The organism is Brucella sp. (assembly GCF_032066345.1).
GTDB lineage: Bacteria > Pseudomonadota > Alphaproteobacteria > Rhizobiales > Rhizobiaceae > Brucella > Brucella pseudogrignonensis.
Genome location: NZ_DAMBKZ010000012.1, coordinates 68,590 through 90,588, shown reverse-complemented (window position 1 = coordinate 90,588; position 21,999 = coordinate 68,590). Strand labels below are relative to the sequence as shown.

Genomic DNA, 21,999 nt, shown 5'->3' with positions numbered 1-21,999 from the left:
GCCATGACGCATATTGTGGTCAGCCCGCTTTCGAGGCTTGAAGCTCAAATAGCGCTGCATCGCCCAAGTCATATCTTGTCATTGAGCAGCAGCGATCTTCCATCAATGCCGAGCGCTGCCACGCGGCTTAGCCTTACTTTCAACGATATCGTTGAGCCGCGCGAAGGGCTGGTCATGCCTGACGATAGTCATGTTCACCAGATACTGGCCTTCGCACGGGATTGGGGTCGCTCCAGGCCAATGCTCATTCACTGCTATGCGGGCGTATCACGCTCTACCGCAAGCGCTTACATTATAGCTCTTGCGCTCAATCCGGCACTGGATGAAGTAGCTCTCGCGCAAAAGCTGCGACAGCTTTCACCATCAGCTACCCCGAATATTCGACTCATCGCGCTTGCGGATCAGATATTGGCAAGAAACGGTCGCATGATTGAAGCGATCAAGGCAATCCGGCGCGGAAAAGATACTTTTGAGGGCGAAGTCTTTAGCTTACCTGTTGCAGGTTGATGCTTCGCGATACCGCATTCAGAAAGCCCCCGCGTGCATCGGGAGGCGTTTGCGCGCGCGGTTCCCAAACATGCCGCAAAAAGAAGAAGCCCGTCATTCTGAATGCATCATTGAGGTCGTCATAGCAGGATGGACGCACTGATGTGCTGTTGACGAAAGCAGGCAACGGCAACATCTTATCGGCCCAAGGAGCACCGGCATCGCCGCAGACCGCACGTCCTGACTTGGGCGATACATAGATCAGGTTTTCACGGACACCTGTTGCTGCACATTCTTTGAGGTCCAGGCCAAAGCCGAGTTCTTCAAGCATCATCACTTCAAACCGAAGCAATAGTTCACCTGAGGCGAGCGGGTCGTCAAAATGCTCGATAATGAGGCGGAGCGTTTCGTATAAGCCACGATGGGAATCACGCTCTGGCAATAAGCGCAGATGGGCGGCAGCAAGCTGAATACCATAAAGCGCCACAGGCGTTTCAATGAGCCGCGCCGCCGCAAAGCCAAGCGGCTCAATGGTAAAGCTGCCCATATGCTCATCAAGCCTTGCCCACCATGATAGATCGACATGATTGCCCGGCTGAAGAAGAGGCTGCATGCGGCGGGAGCGCCCGCCGCGTACCATGCCCATATGACGCCCATGTTCACGGGTCATCACTTCGACAATGGCGCTTGTTTCGCCATGTCGTCGTGTGCCGAGAACTATGCCTTCATCGCGCCATTCCATGGAGCAGCCAGATATACCTTAAGTCGGGAAGTCCAGACCCATTTCACGATAACGCTCAGGATCGTTGCCCCAGTTTTCGCGAACTTTTACAAACAGAAAGAGATGCGCGTTCTGTTCAAGAATTTCGCTGATCTCTTTACGCGCAGCCTGACCGATAGCCTTGATCGTTTCGCCCTTATGGCCAAGTACGATCTTCTTCTGGCTTTCGCGCTCGACATAAATGACCTGCTCGATACGTACCGAGCCGTCCTTACGCTCTTCCCAGCGCTCGGTTTCTACCGTCGAGGAATAAGGCAGTTCTTCATGCAGGCGCAGATACAGCTTTTCACGGGTGATTTCCGCTGCAAGCTGGCGCATCGGCATGTCGGAAATCTGATCTTCCGGATAATACCAAGGGCCATTTGGAACGGTTTCCGCCAGGAACTTTGCGAGATCCTTACAGCCCGAACCGTTCAGCGCAGAGATCATGAAAGTCTGATCGAAGGTTACAAGCTCATTGGCCTTCTTTGCCAGATCCAGCAGAACCGGGGGATCAACGCGATCAACTTTGTTGAGCACCAGCACCTTCTTCTGGCGCACGTTTTTCATGCTTTCCAGAAGCGCTTCTGCATTCTCGTTGAGACCACCCTGTGCATCCAGCAGAACGAGGATGATGTCGGCATCTTTCGCGCCGCCCCATGCGGTCGTGACCATCGCACGGTCCAGCCTGCGCTTTGGACGGAAAATACCGGGTGTATCGACAAGTACGATCTGCGCATTGTTCTCGATGAAGATACCACGAACCAGCGCGCGCGTGGTCTGTACCTTATGCGTGACGATTGAAACCTTGGTTCCCACCAACTGGTTAACCAGCGTGGACTTTCCGGCGTTTGGCGCCCCAATCAGCGCTACAAAGCCAGAACGTGTCTGCCCGGTTTCAATTTCGCCGGAAGTCGGCGTCGTCGGATTATTCATTGCTTATCCTTTTAGGAGCAACCCATTTCACAAGAAGTGGGAAGCACTCCAATTTTGTTTTGCGCAATTCCCGACGCGGTCCCGTCCCCACTTTCGCTGGAATTGCTCGATTTCAAATTGATGGCAGAGATTGGCTCCTCGCCCAAAACCAATCTGCCCTATGCGACAAGCCCACCACTGTCGCTGTTGATCCGATTATAGCCGAATTTCGCTTAAAAGAATGCAGATTTCCGCATTAGCCGGAAGTGTCGCGTTTCCAGACAGATTCCCTATAAAGCATCGCTTCTGCAGCGCTTTGCTCAGCAATCCGCTTGGATCTACCTTCACCCGTTTCGGGTGCAAATCCTTTCACTGTCACTTCAACGGTGAAAAGCGGGTCGTGGTCCGGCCCACTGCGGCTCAAAATGCTGTAAGATGGATGTACATTGCCTTGCTGATGCGCCCATTCCTGCAACTCAGTCTTGGCATCACGGCGAGCTGCTCCGGTCTCAAGCGAACGCTCCTGCCAGTAGCGCTTTATGAAGCCGCGCGCAGCCTCCAGCCCTCCATCAAGATACATCGTGGCGATCAGTGCTTCGACAACATCCGCTCGCACATTCAACAAGCGCTTATCATTGAGCGATTTAATGTCGGAACCTGTGTGGATGAGATCGGCAAGCCCGATTTCGTCCGCAATCGCGGCACAGGTTTCCGCATTGACCAGCGCATTGAGGCGCACCGACAATTCGCCTTCTGGAGCCTCTGGAAATGCTTCAAAAAGCATTTGGGCAACCACGAGACCAAGCACGCGGTCGCCAAGAAACTCAAGGCGTTCATAATTAGCACGGGATGGTGCCTGGACACTTGAATGGGTGAGCGCACGTTCAAGCCGTTTCAGATTTTGAAAACGGTATCCTGTGCGCGCCTCCAGAATTTCTGCTGCTTTATTCGCGGAGACCATTTTAGTTTCCGGTTACAGCTGTATGCGGCTCGCCACTTACCCATGAAATAAGTCGGCTGAAACGAACATCAGACGGCCATTTCCAGATTTCAAGCGGGCTTGACTTATCGGCGATTGAAAAAAAGATGATGTTTGCACGACCGACAAGGTTTTCAAAAGGCACATAGCCGACGCCAAAGCGGCTATCGAGCGAGTTATCGCGGTTGTCACCCATCATGAAATAATGGCCAGCTGGCACCTCAAATACGCGCGTATCGTCGCCAATGGAATTTGGCGCCAGATCAAGCGTGTCGTAGGTCACACCGTTTGGCAGCGTTTCGCGATAGACTTCAACCGGGCGATTGACCTCCGTCACGTCGGGATTATCGATGGTGCCAACGCGTTCGCGCTTTACCGCAACATCGTTGATGTAAAGCACACCACCTCGCATCTGCACACGATCACCTGGCAGACCGATCACACGTTTGATGTAATCGACATTCGTATCACTTGGCAGCTTGAAGACGACAACGTCACCACGTTTTGGCTCAGCGGCCCAGATACGACCTGAGAAAAGGTCGAGACCAAAAGGCAGCGAATAGCGCGAATAACCGTAGGCATATTTCGACACAAACAGATAATCACCTTCCAGCAAAGTGGGGCGCATGGAGCCGGATGGAATACTGAATGGTTGGAAAAGCAGGCTACGGATAACCAGCGCCAGCAACAGTGCTTGCACGATAACGCTGATGGTTTCGCCAAAGCCACCCGATTTTTTAGTCTCACTTTTGCTGGACACGCTCATTGTATCTCCGCTTGCCGATGTGCGATCTAATAACGGCTTAGATTGCCCGAGGCAATCCAATCACCGGTTTCTCGCACGATTATGAGCAGGAGTTTACCTGTCACAATCGCAATTGTTTTGTTCATATCCTTGTCGGGAAACCAGTTTTCACCATTTCCGCAACATCAATTATTCCGCTAAAGGAAGAGCTTCGATAATGACGAAGGCCTGAGCGAGAGGAAAATCATCTGTAATTGTCAGATGTATGGCAGCACGCGTGCCTTGTGGAAGCATACGTTTCAATTGTTCTGCTGCTCCGCCCGTAAGCTTCATCGTTGGCTTGCCCGAAGGCGTATTGACGACACCCATGTCCCGCCAGAACACACCATTCGAAAGCCCGGTACCAAGAGCCTTTGAACAGGCTTCCTTTGCAGCGAAACGCTTTGCATAAGAGGCTGCACGCTGTTTACGACCGTCGGATTTTGCCTGTTCAATCTCAGTAAATACTCGTTGGGTGAAGCGATCGCCGTGCTTTTCAAGTGTTTTCTCTATACGGCGTATATCAATAAGATCGCTGCCAATGCCAATGATCATATGTTTTTCGGCTCCCGCGACCGATAGAGACTGTGCTTCTCAGCAAGGCGTTCGAGCCGACGCCGACGAAAGGCAGTTACCGCAAAGCGTGTGACGAAATAGGCGACTACCGCAAAAGCCGCACCGAGAATCGTCGATCCGAACAACATAGGCTTAAGCAGAGGCGTCCAGACTTCACCGAATTTCATCGTCTGAAGCGCATGTCCCAGGTGTAAAGGCGGCGCGTTTTCCAGGTCTCCGCTTATGACAAAGCGGCCCAGCTCATAGGTGCTTCCCCAGATGAACGGTAGCGTCAACGGATTGGCAAGCGTAGTGCCAAGAGCTGCAGCGGCAATATTACCAGCCAGAAAATAGGCCAGAACGATTGCGATAATCAGGTGAAATCCGAAAAACGGTGTGAAAGCTGAAAAAACGCCAACGGCCAAGCCTGCAGCCACCGCATGTGGAGAGGCGGTGATGCGCAGCACTCGCTTGCCGCCATATTTGAATGAGCGAGCAAAGGAACGGCGCGGCCAGACGAGCAGCCTCAGGCGCTCTTTTCGGCTCGGCGGATTTCGACGTTGGAACAACATGGGCTTCTAATACTGCTCTCTGCTCACCGAGACAATTGTTATTATTGAGCTACCAATCCGGATAACAGCTTCTCGTGACCCTCGATGTTGGCTGTTTGCATACGAGGTAAATAGAACTTCGGAGATACACCCAGCATACGGCGAAACATTGTCGTGAAGGCGGAAACGCTATCGTAGCCCAAATCAAGCGCCACGCTTGTAACCGCTTCGCCTTCGGTAAGGCGTGGGACAGCGGCAAAAAGGCAAGCCTGCTGCCGCCAGACAGATAGGCTAACACCAGTTTCTCGCTGAAAATGACGGGTAAATGAGCGTCTACTCATCGCCATACGGTCAGCCCATTCGTCAATCGTTGCGCGGGCCGAGGGCTTCGTCACGAACTCCCGACACAGCTTTTGTAAGCGTATGTCTGCCGGAAATGGCAATCCCAGCGGCCTTTGCGGCAAGGTGTGTAGGTCTTTCAGAATGAGATCGATTACCAAAGAATCGCGGCTTCCCGGTTCGGGAATGCTATCGACAGAGGTTGCATCGATAATCAGACAGCGCATCAGGTCGGTCAGCCCCACCACATGCAGATAGTCTGGCACACCGGAAATTGCATCAAGAGCGATATAGATTGAGCGCATGAACACATCGCCAACGATTTCGACGGAATGTTTGACACCAGCAGGAATCCACATCGCGTGATCACCGGGGATCATCCAGCGTCCTGCATCGGTTGTAACCAGCACCACCCCCTGTGACGCGCATAAAAGCTGCGCACGGCTATGACTATGTCGAGGAACAAAATAGCCATCAGGATATTTTGTTGGAAGTGCAATGACTGGTCCGCCCATGTTTTCCAACATGGCGATCCGTTGTTCGTGGAACTTTTGCAGGTCCTCACTGCCCGGTAATAAAAGCCCCGGTGGCGATTTTGGCTTCATTGGCTTTGGCCCACTCTCGAAGGTAATGGACCAAATCACGAAAGCAGGCGCGAAACAATATGATTATGAAATGGTCAGGTTAGAAATATTCGTAAACGTACGAATTGGGTTTCCGAACCGACCTCACCACTTTGCGGGAAAATCCCGTTCCAAATTACCTTCGGAGTAGGACTATGAGCATGAGTGCTGCCGAGCAGCCAACAAGCAGTAGCGCGAACAATACGGTTCTCGCCATTATTCTGGCCACGAGTATGGGCCACTTCCTGAACGACATGATGCAGTCGCTCCTTCCGGCCATCTATCCGATGCTCAAGGACAACTACAGCCTGTCTTTCTGGCAGATCGGCTTGCTAACCTTCACCTTTCAGGTAACGGCTTCGATCCTACAACCAATCGTCGGCATCTATACCGACCGTCGTCCGATGCCTTACTCCCTACCCTTCGGCATGGGTTGCACGCTGATCGGCCTGATCCTGCTTGCAACGGCTCATCATTATTCGGTCCTGCTTTTGGGTGCGGCCTTCATCGGCTTCGGTTCTTCGGTATTCCATCCAGAAGCTGCGCGCGTTGCACGTCTTGCATCGGGTGGCCGCCACGGCTTTGCACAGTCGCTGTTTCAGGTAGGCGGTAATTTCGGCTCATCGATTGGACCGCTGCTTGCAGCTTTCATCGTGCTGCCGTTTGGTCAAGCCAGCGTGTCGTGGTTCTCTATCGCAGCCCTGATCGGCATGGCTCTGCTGTGGTATGTTGGCAATTGGTACAACCAGCATAATCTTGCTAATAAGAGCAAGCCAAAGCCCGACAAAACCCTGCCGCTACCACGTAAGAAGGTTATTGCGTCGATCTCCGTGCTCGCCATGCTGATCTTCACCAAATACGTCTATATGGCCAGCCTTACGAGCTACTACACCTTCTATACGATCAGTCATTTCGGCGTGACCGTACAGGCATCGCAGTTGCTGCTGTTCGTGTTCCTCGGTGCAGTTGCAGCAGGTACGATCGTCGGAGGTCCTATCGGCGACAAGATCGGCACGCGCACTGTGATCTGGGTATCGATCCTCGGTATCGTTCCTTTCACACTCGCCTTGCCTTATGCAAACCTTGAAGTAACAGCTGTTCTCACCGTGATCATCGGTTTCGTGCTGGCATCTGCCTTCCCTGCCATCATCGTGTTCGCACAAGAGCTGCTTCCGGGACGTGTGGGCATGGTTTCAGGCCTGTTCTTCGGCCTCGCATTCGGCATTGCGGGCATTGCAGCAGCAGCGCTCGGCATCGTCGCCGACCGCACAAGCATCGAGTTCGTCTATCAGATCTGCTCGTATCTTCCGCTTCTCGGCCTGCTGACGATCTTCCTGCCTAAGATGGAAAAGGCACGATAAGCCCAACCAGCTTTTGGTTTGAAAATAGTGGGGCACCGTTCATCCCCCAACGAACGGTGCCCCTAATGCCACTGACCTTTTGACGGCCCGGTGCAGCGGCAGCTCTAAAATAGAGTGAAAACCACCCTACTTCTTTGCTCTGGCGCACATTGCGAATGATATTTCAGCAATGCGCAAATTGTAGCTCCGGCTACACGGCGAAACTGAAGCCGTGCATACTTTCCCTGCGAAACTCGTCGAATGTTGCCGCCACCAAGCGGATGAGTGGCTTGCCGTCTTCGGTCGCAGTAATTATCCCGTTATCCACCTCGACCAGCCCATCAGCGACCAGCGGACGAAGCAGCGCCATCTCATCGGAAAATTCCATATCCGGCGCGGCATGGTTCAGATCGACACGGAAGTTGCACATGAGGGCGGTAATGATCCCTGCCCGCACGCGATCCGTATCGCGCATTGTATAACCACGCACGGTTGCAAGATCGCCCGCTACTGCCCGCTTGCTGTATTGTCCAACATCGGAAATATTCTGCGCGTATCCACCCGGATATTGTGAAATCGATGACGGCCCAAAGCCGATCAGTGTATGGCAGCGATCCGTCGTGTAGCCCTGGAAGTTACGATGCAGTGCACCTTCACGCGCAGCAATAGCGAGTGCGTCGTCAGGTAGAGCGAAATGATCAATGCCAACAGACTGATAGCCGAAGCCGATGAAACTATCGGCAACTGTGCTTGCCTGCGCAAAACGCTCGTCGGCATCCGGAAGGCTGTCCTCGTCGATCAACCGCTGATTGGCACGACGCTGCGGCAGGTGTGCATAACCGAAGCAGGCAACGCGATCAGGCTTGAGCTCAGCGACCCGCTTGCAGGTCTCACGCAGCGTCTCAATCGTTTGCAGCGGCAGACCATAGATAAGGTCAAAGTTTAGCTTATCTATGCCGACTTCTCGCAGCAGAGTTGCCGCACGAATAACCGTTTCAATCGGCTGAACGCGACCAATTGCTTTCTGCACATCAGCATCCACATCCTGAACACCAAGGCTCGCACGGTTTACCCCCATCAACGACAAGGTCTTTGCCAGAATTGGATTGACCGTGCGTGGATCAAGCTCAATGGCGTGTTCCATGTCCGGATGAAAATCAAACGACAGGCGAAGAGCCGCCATGATACGCTTGAACTGCGTGGCATGCAGAATAGAAGGGGTGCCCCCGCCCCAATGCAGATGTACGACTCGCGGACGAGCCGTCAGACTTGCGCTTACAGTTTCAATCTCGCTCAACAGAGCTACGACGAAATTTTCGATGACATCTTCGCGGATCGCCATCTTGGAATGACAACCGCAATAGTGGCAGATCTCTTTGCAGTACGGCACATGGATATAAAGCGAGACGCTTTCTTCCGGACCGATCTGACGCAGCCAGCGCTTTGTGCTGTCAGGTGTGATAGGCGTGAAATCCACAGCAGTTGGGAACGATGTATAGCGGGGAACGGCAAGCGCCGCATATCGTCTTATCGCGGCTTCATGCATGATGGTTCCACTCCCCGCTCCTGACGATCCGGTGAGAGTCTCTCACCTTTACGCGCACTGGACGAAGACGGGCATTCTGCCGGGCAAGTCGGCATGAGGCGGCAAGGAAGCCCACACACATGACAGCCGATATTGTAATTGCCAGCCACAACGACACCTGTTCACCTCGTTATGATCGAGCAGCACTGCAATGTGCTGCATCATCCTCTACGGTCAGGTGTAATGGTGGCTGGGGCAAAGTTCATTGATTTGAATCAACGAATTCAAAACAAAAATATTGGGATTGCTGTAAATGAAATTATGCGGCGTCAGGGTCCATTCCGGCAACCGCAGCAAGCGAGCGGCGAGACAATATCTCGACCGTGTTGGCGTCCAGTAACTGGATAAGCCCCTGGGTCTTGAGCTTTGTGAAGCTCCGGCTAACGGTTTCAATCGTCAGGCCAAGATAGTCCGCGATGTCAGTGCGGTTCATCGACAGATGAACGAGATTAGGCTTTCCGCCACGCTTTTCCGTGCGTGCGCCTAAAACCAAAAGGAAGCTTGCTAGCTTTTCCACCGGTGCAAGACGGCCCAACACGAGCTGATTATCACGCGCGGTGCGCAATGCTTCGCGAGTCATTTGATGGAGGCGTTCTTTCAGCCTTGGAAACCGCTCCATCAGACTGTCCATTTCCTTGGTGGAAAAGGCACAAAGCACAGACGGAACAACTGCTTCTGCCGATTGCGAGTAGACGTCATCATCGGCCAAGCCGAGATAGTCACCCGGAACAAGAAAGCCCGCAATCTGGCGGCGACCGTCCGGCAGCGATGTATAGATGCGCAACATACCCGATGTTAGGCTGAAAACGCGGCGCTTTGGATCGCCCTCTTCCACCAACATCTCGTTTGCATCGAGCTTCTTGGAGGTCATAATCGCTTCAAGCGCGCCAAGATCACCGTCATCAAGCGCAGAGCAAACCGCCATACGACGCACGTCGCAATCCACGCACACTCCACAGGGAGCACGATAAGGGGATTTTGAGTCGAATATAAGAGGCGCAACAGCCACGACAAATTCCTAGATAGGGGGATGGGCATGGGCGTGCCCTTCCCCCTAAATTAAGGGTACTAGATGAATACCGCAAAGCGCAATTTCGCCGCAGGGTGGAAACAGCCTTGAGCAAAATCAATAATATAGTCGAAATCGCTTAAATATTACGGCTTCCTGGCTTAATCGCTGGGATTGCAGCGAGTTCCGGCGGCAGGTTATCTGGGGAATAGGCTGGTACTTCGTATTCCGCGAGGGCAATCAACTTCGTTCCGACATCAGCCTTACCCGCTGAACGATCAACGATGCATGCAGCAGCAACCACTTCGATGCCAATATCCTTCATGCACTCGATAGTTTCGCGAATCGAAAGACCTGTCGTGACGATGTCTTCCACAATCACAACGCGCGCACCTTTTGGCACATCGAAACGGCGCAGTCGGAAAACGCCATTTTCACGCTCAACCCAAACCGATGGGACACCAAGATGGCGTGAAGTTTCGTATGAAGGGATAAGACCACCGATTGCAGGGCCTACGACATAGTCAATCTTGCCGAGATCAGCGGCCTTGATCTTTTCTGCCAGCGCCTTGCAAAGCTTCTCGGTCTTATCCGCATGCATGAAAACGCGTGCTTTCTGCAAGAAGACCGGGCTACGCAGACCGGAAGTGAGAATAAAGTGGCCTTCAAGGATCGCTCCCGCTTCGCGGAAGACGGCAAGCACATCTTCGGTTTTCATATTTGTCCTACCCGTTCACACGCTTTGCGCCACTAACGCTTGCGCTTTCTTTTAGCTGAGAAATGATGCGGTTGAGGTGCTTTAGGTCCCACACTTCAACGTCAATTATCATTTCAGTAAAGTCCGGTGCAGTCCGCACCATTGAGAGATTGTGAATATTGGCGTCGTTGGCAGCAACGATCTGCGCAATCTCAGCCAGCGATCCCGGCGAGTTGATTGCAGATACGCTGATGCGCGCAGGGAAGCGTTCATGCATCCCTTCATCAATATCCCAGCGCACGTCGATCCAACGCTCCGGCTGGTCGTCATAGGCCGTCAATGCAGGCGACTGGATCGGGTAGATCGTGATACCGGCGCCTGGTTGCATGATACCAACAATACGATCACCCGGCACAGCACCTTCCGGCGCGAAACGCACTGGCAGATCGGAATTGGTGCCACGGATCGGCACAGCTTTGCGCTTCGGTTTTTCGCCGGTCGCAGCGGGTTCTTCGGCACCTTCAGAACCTTCCGGCACTTTAAAGATCATGCCAGCTGCGTTCTGAATGTTAAACCAGCCCTTTTCGCCAGTTTTTGCCGGGCTGTTCTGCGAAGTAACGCGCGTATCCTGATAGTCTGGATAAACTGCCTTCACCACATCTGTCGACGGCAATTCACCGCGTCCCACAGCCGCCAGAACATCTTCAACCTCTTTGCGTGCAAGACGCGGCAAACCAGGCTTGAGGATATCCTTGCTGAATGCTTTTCCGGCACGCTCAAAAGCCCGCTCGAGAATGCGCATGCCAAGGCCGGAATATTGCTTGCGAACAGCAGAACGTGTTGCACGGCGGATCGCAGCACGCGCCTTACCTGTTGCAACGAGCGACTCCCATGCTGCTGGGGGCACCTGCGCCTTGGAGCGGATGATATCCACTTCGTCGCCATTCTTAAGCTCCGTCATCAGCGGCATGATACGACCGTTGACCTTGGCGCCTACGCAGCTATCGCCAATATCGGTATGGACCGCATAGGCAAAATCGATTGGTGTCGCCCCACGCGGCAGCGCAATCAGGCGACCCTTCGGCGTGAAGCAGAAAACCTGATCCTGAAACAGCTCAAGCTTTGTATGTTCCAGAAACTCTTCCGGGTTATCGCCTTCGGACAACTGTTCAATTGTCTGACGCAACCAAGCATAAGCGTTGGTTTCAGTCGAAATCTGATGCGGATTGTTGGCGCTACCACGATCCTTGTAGATCGAATGGGCGGCCACACCGAATTCTGCAATCTCGTCCATGACGCGGGTACGGATCTGCAGTTCGATACGCTGACGCGACGGGCCGATGATCGTTGTATGAATCGAGCGATAATCGTTTTGCTTGGGCGTCGAAATATAATCTTTAAACCGACCTGGGACCATCGACCAGGTCGTGTGAATCAAACCGAGCGCGCGATAGCAGTCCTGCGTGGACTCGACCATAACGCGGAAGCCGAAAATGTCGGATAGCTGCTCGAAAGAAAGGCCTTTGGTTTCCATCTTGCGGAAAACCGACCAAGGCTTCTTCTGGCGACTTTTGACACTCGCCTTGATGCCGTTTTTCTGGAAGATCTCGGAAAGATCTTCTTCGATTTTCTGCAAAAGGCCGCGGTTTTTTTCAAGAAGTTCAGCAAGGCGATCTGTAACCGCACGCCAGGCATCCGGATTGATATAGCGGAACGCCAGCTCTTCAAGTTCTTCACGCGTGTCCTGCATACCCATGCGGCCAGCAAGCGGCGCATAGATGTCCATGGTTTCTTCTGCAATGCGCAGACGCTTGTCTTCGCGCATCACCCCAAGCGTGCGCATATTGTGCAAACGGTCGGCGAGCTTCACCAGAAGAACACGTACGTCTTCCGAGATCGCCAGCAACAGCTTGCGAAGGTTTTCAGCTTGCACCGCTTTCTTGGAAACAAGATCAAGCTTTTTAAGCTTTGTCAGACCTTCGACGAGCTTGCCGATTTCAGGACCAAAAAGCTGATCAATTTCCTGTCGGGTCGCGGTCGTGTCTTCAATCGTATCATGCAGAAGAGCAATCGCGATGGTAGCTTCATCCAGATGCATGTCGGTGAGGATGGCTGCGACTTCGAGCGGATGTGAAAAGTAAGGATCGCCCGATGCGCGCTTCTGACTGCCGTGCTTCTGCATGGCATAAACATATGCCTTATTGAGAAGCGCCTCATTGACGTCAGGCTTGTATCGCTGAACACGCTCTACAAGCTCATATTGGCGCATCATCTACAGAAACTCCCCACAGTCACATACGAAACAACAACTATTCAGATCAGAGCGGTTCCCATTAAACAGAATCCTTTGAGCCGCTCTCTCTTAACTTTTCCGCGCTACCCTACGCAAAACCACTTCGCAGTTTTGTTAGAAAAGCTCCAGATATCGCTAAAAAATAGAATATTTTGCGAGCTTCTGAACCTGTTTTTTACAAACAGCCTTAATTTCTCGTCGAAACCCTACTCAAACTCGCGTGAATTACCGCGTGATGGGCTTCTTGGCCGTCGCGTTCAAGCAGATAAAAACATGCGCTGCAGCCTTGCCGGGCTACAGCGCATGTAAAATACGGTAGTCTGAAAGGCTATTAGAAGTCGTCGTTCTTTTCAGGAGCAACGAGGCCTTCAATACCAGCCAGCAGCTCTTCTTCCGACATACGATCGAAGGAAACAACATCGTCTTCTGCAGCTTCGGAAATGCCCTCGGCCAGTGCGTCGGATGCATCGGTGATCTGAGCTGGAGCAGCAGCTTCTGGCTCATCAACCTCGACATGCTTCTGCAGCGAATGGATGAGATCTTCCTTCAGGTCGTCTGGCGACAGCGTTTCGTCAGCAATCTCGCGCAGAGCAACGACAGGATTCTTGTCGTTATCACGGTCGATCGTGATCTGTGCGCCCTGGGAAATCTGGCGCGCACGGTGACCGGCCAAAAGAACCAGCTCAAAACGGTTCTCGACCTTATCTACGCAGTCCTCAACGGTGACGCGGGCCATAGGCGGTCCCTTTCATCTCTTAAAACTTATCGGAATTTTCCCAGCACATAACGCTTATGCGTCGAAATTACAAGCAAAAGCGCAAATGCGTAGCGATAACCTTCATACAACAACGATGAACTCGTTATTCTTTGTTAATCTGTATGACAAATGTGTCTCTTGATAAATCTGTATGACAAATACGCGTCTTGGTTCAAATCGGAACAATAGAAATCGTGCTATTATCGGTTGCAATGTGCAAAATTCACGTAATGGTAATTTAGTTTGCACAAATAACAATCATAGGTTGCTTGTTTTTCTATAATATGTCCTTAGAACGCAATAAACGCATTGGTAAAAATGAATACCACCCGCCGTTTAAGAAACAAATCTGAATAAGCGGTCGCAGGCCCACTCCCTTCCGACCGTAGAGTGGATATATTACACGATGTTCGATTCTCGTGAAAAGATTGCGCTTTTTATTGACGGCGCCAATTTATATGCAGCTTCAAAAACCCTCGGTTTCGATATCGATTACCGTAAACTTTTGAAAGCCTTCCAGAAACGGGGCTATTTGCTCCGCGCGTATTATTACACCGCTCTGGTTGAAGATCAGGAATACTCATCGATCCGTCCACTGATCGACTGGCTTGATTACAACGGCTATAAGGTCGTGACAAAGGCCGCTAAAGAATTTACAGATTCAACGGGCCGACGCAAAGTCAAAGGCAATATGGATATCGAACTGACGGTCGATGCCATGCAGCTCACCGATACCGTCGATCATTTTGTCATTTTCTCGGGCGATGGCGATTTCCGTTCTCTCGTCGAAGCATTGCAGCGCAAGGGCCGCAAGGTTTCCGTGGTTTCCACTCTGACCACGCAGCCAGCAATGATTTCCGACGAATTGCGTCGCCAGGCCGATCACTTCATCGACCTCGTCTCACTGAAAGCCGAAATCGGCCGTGATCCTTCCGAGCGCCCACAGCAGCAGCGCCGTCAGGATGACGATCTCGACGACGATTATTGATATCGACTGGCAACAGCTCCTAAATCTCGAGCTGCCAGATTGTTTACAAACGAAAAGAGCGCCTAAATGGCGCTCTTTGTTTTTAAAGCGATCCACTTAAGAATGAATCGTTGGAACCGCTGTAACTTTTTGTTTTTACACATTATCCGACGCAAAATCGCTTCGCACTTTTGCTAGAAATGCTATAAAGACCTTCGAGCTGGTCAGCCCCGATCACGCAGCAAACGCGATTTCTCGCGGTTCCAGTCGCGCTGCTTTTCAGTCTCGCGCTTGTCGTGATTCTTTTTACCGCGTGCCACTCCAATTTCTAGCTTTGCACGACCACGATCATTGAAGTAAAGCTTCAACGGAACGACGGTCATACCTTCGCGTGATACGGAGTTAAAAATCCGCGACATCTCGCGGCGGCTTATCAGCAGCTTACGCAAGCGGCGCGGTTCATGGTTGAAGCGATTACCCTGCGTATATTCAGGAATATACGAATTAATCAGCCAGAATTCACCATTCTCAAAGCTGGCATAGCTTTCAGCAATATTGGCCTGATTGGCGCGCAAGGACTTAACCTCGGTGCCAGTCAGAACCAGACCAGCTTCGAGCGTATCGGTAATCTCGAAATTGTAGCGCGCTTTACGGTTTTCAGCGACCATTTTGCGGGCGGGAGAGTTTTTCGGCTTATTCATAATGGCACCATATAATGCTCATTCCCGGAAATGAAAACGCTCTCGCACTGGCGAGAGCGTAAAAATCCATCAACCGGGCAAAAATACCAGCTTTAGTTGACAAGACCGGCGTGTTTCATAGCCTGATCGATCTTTTCTGCGGTTGCTGCTTCGATCGTAACCATTGGCGAACGCAGAACATTTTCAATGCGACCCAAACGAGAAAGCGCATATTTCGGGCCCGAGGGATTTGGCTCGATGAACAATGCCTTGTGCAGCGGCATCAGGCGATCCTGCAATTCCAGCGCCTTCGCATAATCACCAGCCAGACAAGCAGCCTGGAATTCCGCACAAAGACGAGGAGCAATGTTAGACGTCACCGAAATACAGCCTAAGCCGCCATGCGCATTGAAGCCCAGAGCAGTGGCATCTTCGCCCGAAAGCTGGATGAATTCTTTGCCGCAAGTTGCCCGCTGTTCCGAAACGCGTTCAATCTTGCCGGTTGCGTCCTTCACGCCCACAATATTTTTATGGTCGCGAACCAGAGCACCCATGGTTTCCGGTGTCATATCGATTATCGAGCGGCCCGGAATATTGTAGATCACGAGCGGAATAGAGATCGAACGGGCCACACGCGAGAAATGCTCATAGAGACCACGCTGGTTCGGCTTGTTATAATAAGGCGTCACGACGAGAACTGCATCAGCACCTGCCTTTTCGGCGTGCTGCGCAAGCTCGATGGCTTCAACAGTGTTGTTAGAACCGGCACCGGCGATGACAGGCACGCGGCCTGCAGCAACTTCGATGCAAACCTCGATGACACGCTTATGTTCGTCATGGGAAAGCGTAGGCGTTTCACCGGTCGTACCGACAGGAACGAGACCTTTGGTCCCCTCTTCAATCTGCCAGTTTACGAAGTCACGAAAGGCTTTCTCGTCGAACGCTCCTTCACTATCGAATGGCGTGACAAGTGCAGTAATCGAGCCTTTCAGCATCAGTGAACTCCTGAGAAATAGAGACGTAACCCGGCAATACCAAGCTGGCTTTCCTATATGCCAGAACAGTTGCGAGGCGATGCACCATAGTCTCGCAGTGCAAATCCGGCAAGCGGGGGTCCCGCCCAAATCAGCGCCCAAATGACAGTTTTACGAAAATTTCTCTGCTAATGTTTGCTCCAAACTCATCGAAGCATCATCGTAAGATATGCCTTTATGGGGTAAAACGGATAAGAGAAAAACATAACTCTTTATTAACCAATGCTTCACGCATCGAGATCATAGTCTTACAGCAGACAGCCACTCCGTGGATCAGGCTTATAAAAGCCCGATTTGAACAATATTTTGCCTGCAAACAGGCACTCTATTCTCGTTAGATCATGTGTAAGAAAAATATAGATATGCCATTAAAGCAAAGAGCGCTCTTTTCGGGCGGTTTGATTATTGCTGCCTCGCTTCTTGCAGGGCAAATGGGGGCTGCATATGCCCAATCATCTTTGCCAACGGAGGTTCCCACGCCGCTGGCACGCCCCTTTGCGTCAACCGCTACACATGAATCGCCAATCAATCTGGTTACCCCTAAGCCTCGTCCTGCTGCGGCACCAGACCCGGTTATTACCTCCTCCTTTAGTCGCGTAGAAAACCCTGCAGCAATTGGCGGAACGCTAAAAAGCGGTCTCGATGCGCTTTATTCCCGGGACATTACGGGGGCAATTGCCTACCGCAATGGAATGCCCAAGGGCTCGCTTGATCGCCAGATTCTGACATGGTCGATCGCGACATCCGGATTGGACGGCGTTCCTAGCGCTGAGATCGCAATGGCAGCATCAGAGTTGCCAGGCTGGCCAGGCATGTCGGCCTTACGCCGTAACTCAGAACGCGCACTTGCAAAAGAAAACGCTTCGGCTTCAACGGTCATTGCTACATTTGGTACAACACGTCCTCAGACAACTGAGGGCATGATTGTTCTTGCACGCGCCTATGTAGCTAGCGGAAACAGTACCAAGGCGCGCCAGTTGCTAGCGCCATGGTGGGCAACAGAGCGTCTTTCTGCAGATGATGAAGCGAAAATTCTGAAGGAATTTGGCAGCGTTCTGAGCCGAGACGACCATCAGCGTCGTCTTCTGCGCTCGCTTTATAATGATCGCATGCAGTCGGCCAAGCTTCTATCTGGCCCCGCACAGGCACAATCACTTTATAACGCTTACGCAGCGCTTGCGCAAAAATCGCCGAATACGGCAAAAGCCATTGCCGATGTTGATCGGTCTTGGCACTCAAACCCTGCCTATATGTTCCTGCAGATTCGTTTTCTGCGGCGTGCAGATCGCTTTAGCGAAGCAACAGACCTGATGCTGAAAGCGCCAAAAGATGCAGCATCGCTCGTTGATCCAGACGCGTGGTGGGTCGAGCGACGCATTCTATCGCGCGAACTTCTCGATATTAACAAGCCTCAGCTCGCCTATCGACTTGCAGCAGCACATGCTGCCGAATCGCCCACTATGGCAGCCGAAGCCGAGTTTCATGCGGGTTGGTATGCATTGCGTGCACTCAAGCAGCCAAAGCTTGCGGCCCCGCATTTTGCCAAGATTGCAGAGATTTCCTCCCGTCCAATTTCCGCCTCCCGTGCCTATTACTGGTTGGGTCGCGCATCAGAAGCTGGAGCTGGCGGCGATGCACAGGGCTATTATCGACGTTCTGCACATTTCGGCACCACGTTCTACGGTCAGCTTTCTGCCGCAAAGCTCAATGAGAAGGCGCCTGAGCTAGCGTATCCGAGACCAACAGATGCCGAGCGTGTGCGTTTCTCTGGTCGCCCTGCAGTGCAGGCGATCAAGCGTCTTGAGCAGATTGGTTATGGAAATCGCGCAACCTCACTTTATACGCAGCTCTCACAAGAGCTCGGGAGCGTTGGTGAACTCGCCCTTCTCGCTGTGATGGCAGAGAAAAACGAGAATCATTATCTAGCTCTGCGTGTTGGTAAAGCTGCTGCATTCCGTGGATTGGATGTCGGCGCGCTATCGCACCCGATTGGTGCCATTCCAGCACATGCGAATATCAGCGGCTCTGGCAAAGCGCTTGCCTATGCGATCGCGCGTCAGGAAAGCGAATTCAACATCAGTGCAGTTTCGAAAGCTGGTGCGCGCGGTCTGTTACAATTGATGCCAGAAACGGCGAGAAGCGTAGCGACACGCAATGGGATGGCTTTCTCTGCACCGAAGCTCACAACCGACGCCGCTTATAATGCGACACTGGGCGCGCATTTTCTAGGCGAACAGCTCGATCGGTTCAACGGATCCTATGTGCTGACTTTTGCCGGTTATAATGCTGGCCCTCGTCGTGCATCCGATTGGGTTGCAAAATATGGCGATCCGCGCGGTAAACCGATTGAAGAAGTTGTCGATTGGATCGAGCGAATTCCGTTTTCCGAAACGCGAAACTATGTGCAGCGTGTGATGGAAAACTATGAGGTTTATAAAGCTCGCCTCACCGGCAGCGCCGATATCCGAACTGACCTGATTTATGGCCGACGTTGAGTCGGCCTAGTCGGAAAGTTTAGATTTCCAATCTCAAGCCTGTGTCTTCTTTGTACGCGGCGCAGCCTTGGGTTTTGGGGCAGCTTTCTTTGCCTTAGAGCCTCGCTTGGACGTGCCACTTGGGGATGTTTCAACAAGTTTCCCCGCTTGAGCGATCCAACCTTCACGCGAAACGCGTCCGGCGAAACCAATGCGGCGTTCGATCCAAGCTGCTTCATCAGTGCTCCACTGTGCGATTTGCGCATAATGAAACACCCCAAGCTGCTGAAGCATTCCTTCTACGGCTTTCCCAACTCCGTTAATTGCCGTCAGATTATCCGGCTTTCCACGTATTGGTGCATCCAGCAATTCTGGACGATCAGGGTCTTCGACGACCGCAACAGCTTCTTCAACTAAGGCTTGTTCGTCGGCAACAACGCTTTCTGCTTCAGGCGGAGTGACTTCTTCTTCTGAGGCGTTTGTTGCCTGTGCCTCAGCTTCAATAACAGGCTCAGTTTCCTGCCCGCCAACTACTTCAGCTTCTGACGGCGCAAGCGGCTCAGGCTTTTCGTCGATTGCCGGCGAAGAGAGAGCCGCCGCTATGATCGTATCTTCCTTATCATTAGCCGTACTTTTCTTGCCTTTAAAGAGACGTCCCAAAACGCAGCCAATCACAAAGGCAACGGCAATTAGAATCGCCAGTTGGATGATCAACATCGGCATATTTAGGTTCCCTCATACTCTACGCATCTGCGCGTGACCCCAGTCACTGCAGTCAATCAAAAATACCCCGCACAAATCGGCCATTCATGCCCTTGCCCTATCCTGTTACCAGTCACTTTGCAGCGGTCAACCATCCCACTGCAATACCTATCACAAGCGACAACAAGAGAACCGGCCAGAACATTCCCGCAAGATAAAGCATCCAAATTCCGCCTATCATCCAATCCGAAGCGCCCCTTCGATATACATAGGAAAGGGAGAGAAAGGCCTTGTGTCAATTGGGATCTTCTAAGAAACAGGGGAAGAAAGTCGCTAGGCGTAAAAAGATATCAAGGCCGAGCAATTTCCGAACTCGATAGCTTCAAACCGAGCGGCAGAGGGGCTTTCAATAGAGCAGTCAACTCGTCATAGGCCGCCTCATTCAGTGCATGCCCCTTGATCGTTATCGTACTGTCCGAGATTTCAATATCGGATCCAGCCATTTTCTTTGCGAGATCAATAGCCCAAAATACGCGATCTTGAAACTCAGGTGGAGCCCCTCGCGCTAACGCCATCTGATCGTCGACGAGATTGGTGTTGCCCGCCGATTCTGCTGCACTCATTATAGAATCACGCATTACGTTATCTGGAATGAAGCCCAACAGAACCATGCCTTCATTGTTTTTAGTAAGTTTAAATATATAAGGACTGGCTTCTCGGAGAACCGTCGTGAGATCGGAGAGATCACCAATACCATCGACTTCCTGCAGAGCCTTAACGGCAAGCTGTTGGGTTTCCGGGTCTGGAGCCATACCCTTCAGTACAACATCACGACCATCAACATCAAAACCTGTCCAGGCATAGGGTGAAAGCGCCTGCCCCGTACGTTCGGCAATGTCAGTTTCAACCCGTTCGGCGCCGAACCAGAGTGCGAGCGATGTGAGCGCCGCTGTCCATGTTACGCCTGGCCAAAACCATTTCACCATATGTCCATTACTCCGCAGCGAATTCTATCGTTACCAACTAGCTCCAGAGAGACTGCCAAGCGCAAAAAAGCAAGACATATGCCGCATTTTAGAAATGAACATAACAAAAAACCCGGCAGCTAAGCTGCCGGGTTTCCTGTAACCAATCCGTAAGGATTAGAACGAACGCTGGAAGCGGACCATACCCTGCCAAGCGTCGTCACCCTTAAGTTCGGAACGACGGTCGTCCCACTTGGTGTACGAAACTTCTGGAGTGATGGTGAAGCCTGGAACCAGTTCGTAAGCTACGTTTGCAGTAGCTGCGAAGGTCTTTGCGTCTTCATAAGCGAGCTGTACGTTGAAGGTAGCCTTTTCGGTTGCCTTGAACTTTGCGCCGCCCCAAACAGCCCAATCGCCACCCCAGGTGCCGTAGAAGCTGTCGATTGCACGAACGCCGTACCAGCTGTTTGCATCAGCTGCATCGCGGTAGCCAGTGATTGCGTAATGGTCGTTGTTCGACTTGTAGCCGCCCTGTACCCAAACCGAGAACTGGTCGGTTACGTTTACGTCCAAACGAACCTTACCGGCCCATTCTTCGTTAACTGCGTCGTAAGCAGCAACACCAGCGATCGAACCCCAGCCCTGAGCGTACTTCAGGCCACCAACAACATGTGGCGTGTAGTCGTCGATAACGCCATTGAAGTCGATGTCTTTGTTGTTGCCCTGTTCAACAGCGATAACAGCCGAGAAGCCGTTGCCACCGGTGAAGGTGTAGCTGATTGCGTTGGTGCGGTAGCCGCCAGCGAGGATCACGTCGTCGTTGATGACGTCGCCGAGGTAACCAGTGAAGGTTACGAAGTTCGACTCATCGAGACCAAGACGCAGGCCGCCGAGCTGAATGTATGCGTAACGCAGATCGCCGGACGAACCGTTGTCGCCGTTGTTCCAGTCGTAGCGGGTTTCAGCAAACGTCTTCAGGGTGCCGAGTTCGGTTTCCGAAGCGGTCGAGAAACGAAGCGTGAAACGTGCCTTCTGAGCATAGGTGTCACGATCAACGCCTGCACGGGTACGTGCATATACGTCATCGCCGCCACCTACGTCGTAACGAACGTAGCCGTGAACGCGCAGGCAGGTTTCGGTGCCTGGGATGTAGAAGTAGCCAGCGCCGTAAGCATCGCAAACGCGGACATATTCAACTGCTTCTGGCTCTGGTGCGACGATTGCGTCGGCAGCCTGAGCGCCGGAAGCTGCAACCAGAGCTGCAGCGGAGCCAAGGAGAAGGCTCTTGATGTTCATTTCTGACCTCCAGTCAAAGTTAAAAATGGGTCTGGGCATTCTGATTTGGCTGAAGGACAACCTGTCCCCATCCCCTGATGAAAAAGTCGCCCCGAAGCGCTCCTTCTTCTGGATGTGAAGATACTCGCCAACTTTTTCGTTTCAACATCGAATATCGCTCCCAAGCTTTGTTGAGCTTCTATGAGGGACGGTTGTTGCAGAAATGACA

21 protein-coding genes are annotated in these 21,999 nt (G+C 52.2%); 4 read left to right on the top strand and 17 right to left on the bottom strand.

Annotated features, from left to right (window positions below; genetic code table 11):
• The first annotated feature begins 3 nt into the window (after window positions 1-3).
• Window positions 4-507: a tyrosine phosphatase family protein gene (locus RT142_RS15700; RefSeq protein ID WP_112805050.1), complete on the top strand. Its 504-nt coding sequence runs from the start codon at window positions 4-6 to the stop codon at window positions 505-507.
• Here the strand turns inward: RT142_RS15700 and recO are convergent.
• The 7 genes from recO to RT142_RS15665 all read right to left on the bottom strand — a co-directional run bounded on the left by recO (window position 485) and on the right by RT142_RS15665 (window position 5,974).
• Complete coding sequence (gene recO, locus RT142_RS15695; RefSeq protein WP_064320384.1) at window positions 485-1,228, bottom strand: DNA repair protein RecO; 744 nt, start codon at window positions 1,226-1,228, stop codon at window positions 485-487. The two genes, RT142_RS15700 and recO, sit on opposite strands and share 23 nt — an antisense overlap.
• Before the next feature lie 18 nt (window positions 1,229-1,246).
• On the bottom strand, window positions 1,247-2,182 hold the full coding sequence (gene era / locus RT142_RS15690; RefSeq protein ID WP_007874292.1) for a GTPase Era: 936 nt from the start codon (window positions 2,180-2,182) through the stop codon (window positions 1,247-1,249).
• 235 nt (window positions 2,183-2,417) lie between these two features.
• Entirely contained in the window at window positions 2,418-3,122 is a 705-nt protein-coding gene (gene rnc / locus RT142_RS15685) for a ribonuclease III (RefSeq protein WP_112805052.1), read from the bottom strand.
• A 1-nt stretch (window position 3,123) separates the two neighbouring features.
• Entirely contained in the window at window positions 3,124-3,906 is a 783-nt protein-coding gene (lepB, locus tag RT142_RS15680) for a signal peptidase I (RefSeq protein ID WP_007874290.1), read from the bottom strand.
• 168 nt (window positions 3,907-4,074) lie between these two features.
• Window positions 4,075-4,479 (bottom strand): holo-ACP synthase, encoded by a 405-nt coding sequence (gene acpS, locus RT142_RS15675; RefSeq protein ID WP_064320381.1) that lies wholly within the window; start codon window positions 4,477-4,479, stop codon window positions 4,075-4,077.
• Window positions 4,476-5,051, bottom strand: a complete 576-nt coding sequence (gene bspA, locus RT142_RS15670) for a type IV secretion system effector BspA (RefSeq protein WP_313029836.1) — start codon at window positions 5,049-5,051, stop codon at window positions 4,476-4,478. The genes acpS and bspA overlap by 4 nt, the downstream gene beginning before the upstream one ends.
• A 41-nt stretch (window positions 5,052-5,092) precedes the next feature.
• Entirely contained in the window at window positions 5,093-5,974 is an 882-nt protein-coding gene (locus RT142_RS15665; RefSeq protein ID WP_105518328.1) for an AraC family transcriptional regulator, read from the bottom strand.
• Window positions 5,975-6,147: 173 nt separating this feature from the next.
• Between RT142_RS15665 and RT142_RS15660 the strand changes: the two genes are divergently transcribed.
• Complete coding sequence (locus RT142_RS15660) at window positions 6,148-7,353, top strand: MFS transporter (RefSeq protein WP_007874284.1); 1,206 nt, start codon at window positions 6,148-6,150, stop codon at window positions 7,351-7,353.
• Window positions 7,354-7,543: 190 nt separating this feature from the next.
• On the opposite strand, the gene hemN is transcribed toward RT142_RS15660, so the two are convergent.
• From hemN to rpoZ, 5 genes are all read right to left on the bottom strand, one after another.
• Complete coding sequence (hemN, locus tag RT142_RS15655) at window positions 7,544-8,878, bottom strand: oxygen-independent coproporphyrinogen III oxidase (RefSeq protein ID WP_313029832.1); 1,335 nt, start codon at window positions 8,876-8,878, stop codon at window positions 7,544-7,546.
• 298 nt (window positions 8,879-9,176) lie between these two features.
• On the bottom strand, window positions 9,177-9,842 hold the full coding sequence (locus RT142_RS15650; RefSeq protein ID WP_153223320.1) for a helix-turn-helix domain-containing protein: 666 nt from the start codon (window positions 9,840-9,842) through the stop codon (window positions 9,177-9,179).
• Between the two features lie 223 nt (window positions 9,843-10,065).
• Complete coding sequence (pyrE, locus tag RT142_RS15645) at window positions 10,066-10,644, bottom strand: orotate phosphoribosyltransferase (RefSeq protein WP_064320377.1); 579 nt, start codon at window positions 10,642-10,644, stop codon at window positions 10,066-10,068.
• 7 nt (window positions 10,645-10,651) lie between these two features.
• Entirely contained in the window at window positions 10,652-12,895 is a 2,244-nt protein-coding gene (locus RT142_RS15640) for a RelA/SpoT family protein (RefSeq protein ID WP_079211690.1), read from the bottom strand.
• 352 nt (window positions 12,896-13,247) lie between these two features.
• Window positions 13,248-13,652 carry a DNA-directed RNA polymerase subunit omega gene (gene rpoZ, locus RT142_RS15635; protein WP_007874272.1) on the bottom strand — a complete coding sequence of 135 codons (405 nt, stop codon included), beginning with the start codon at window positions 13,650-13,652 and terminating at the stop codon, window positions 13,248-13,250.
• A 427-nt stretch (window positions 13,653-14,079) separates the two neighbouring features.
• Between rpoZ and RT142_RS15630 the strand changes: the two genes are divergently transcribed.
• Window positions 14,080-14,661 (top strand): NYN domain-containing protein, encoded by a 582-nt coding sequence (locus RT142_RS15630; protein ID WP_064320375.1) that lies wholly within the window; start codon window positions 14,080-14,082, stop codon window positions 14,659-14,661.
• A 203-nt stretch (window positions 14,662-14,864) separates the two neighbouring features.
• Here RT142_RS15630 and smpB read toward each other — a convergent pair whose 3' ends face one another.
• Complete coding sequence (gene smpB / locus RT142_RS15625; protein WP_024897322.1) at window positions 14,865-15,341, bottom strand: SsrA-binding protein SmpB; 477 nt, start codon at window positions 15,339-15,341, stop codon at window positions 14,865-14,867.
• Between the two features lie 92 nt (window positions 15,342-15,433).
• Window positions 15,434-16,315, bottom strand: a complete 882-nt coding sequence (dapA, locus tag RT142_RS15620) for a 4-hydroxy-tetrahydrodipicolinate synthase (protein ID WP_313029825.1) — start codon at window positions 16,313-16,315, stop codon at window positions 15,434-15,436.
• Window positions 16,316-16,785: 470 nt separating this feature from the next.
• Here dapA and RT142_RS15615 point away from each other — a divergent pair, with 470 nt between their 5' ends.
• On the top strand, window positions 16,786-18,849 hold the full coding sequence (locus RT142_RS15615; RefSeq protein WP_105519147.1) for a lytic transglycosylase domain-containing protein: 2,064 nt from the start codon (window positions 16,786-16,788) through the stop codon (window positions 18,847-18,849).
• A gap of 33 nt (window positions 18,850-18,882) precedes the next feature.
• Here the strand turns inward: RT142_RS15615 and RT142_RS15610 are convergent, their stop codons facing one another.
• The 3 genes from RT142_RS15610 to RT142_RS15600 all read right to left on the bottom strand — a co-directional run bounded on the left by RT142_RS15610 (window position 18,883) and on the right by RT142_RS15600 (window position 21,791).
• Window positions 18,883-19,551 (bottom strand): endonuclease, encoded by a 669-nt coding sequence (locus tag RT142_RS15610; RefSeq protein ID WP_112805054.1) that lies wholly within the window; start codon window positions 19,549-19,551, stop codon window positions 18,883-18,885.
• A 329-nt stretch (window positions 19,552-19,880) separates the two neighbouring features.
• A complete protein-coding gene (locus RT142_RS15605; protein ID WP_112805056.1) occupies window positions 19,881-20,516 on the bottom strand; it encodes a BON domain-containing protein in 636 nt (211 codons plus the stop codon).
• Window positions 20,517-20,672: 156 nt separating this feature from the next.
• A complete protein-coding gene (locus RT142_RS15600) occupies window positions 20,673-21,791 on the bottom strand; it encodes a porin (protein WP_007874257.1) in 1,119 nt (372 codons plus the stop codon).
• Between the last annotated feature and the right edge of the window lie 208 nt (window positions 21,792-21,999).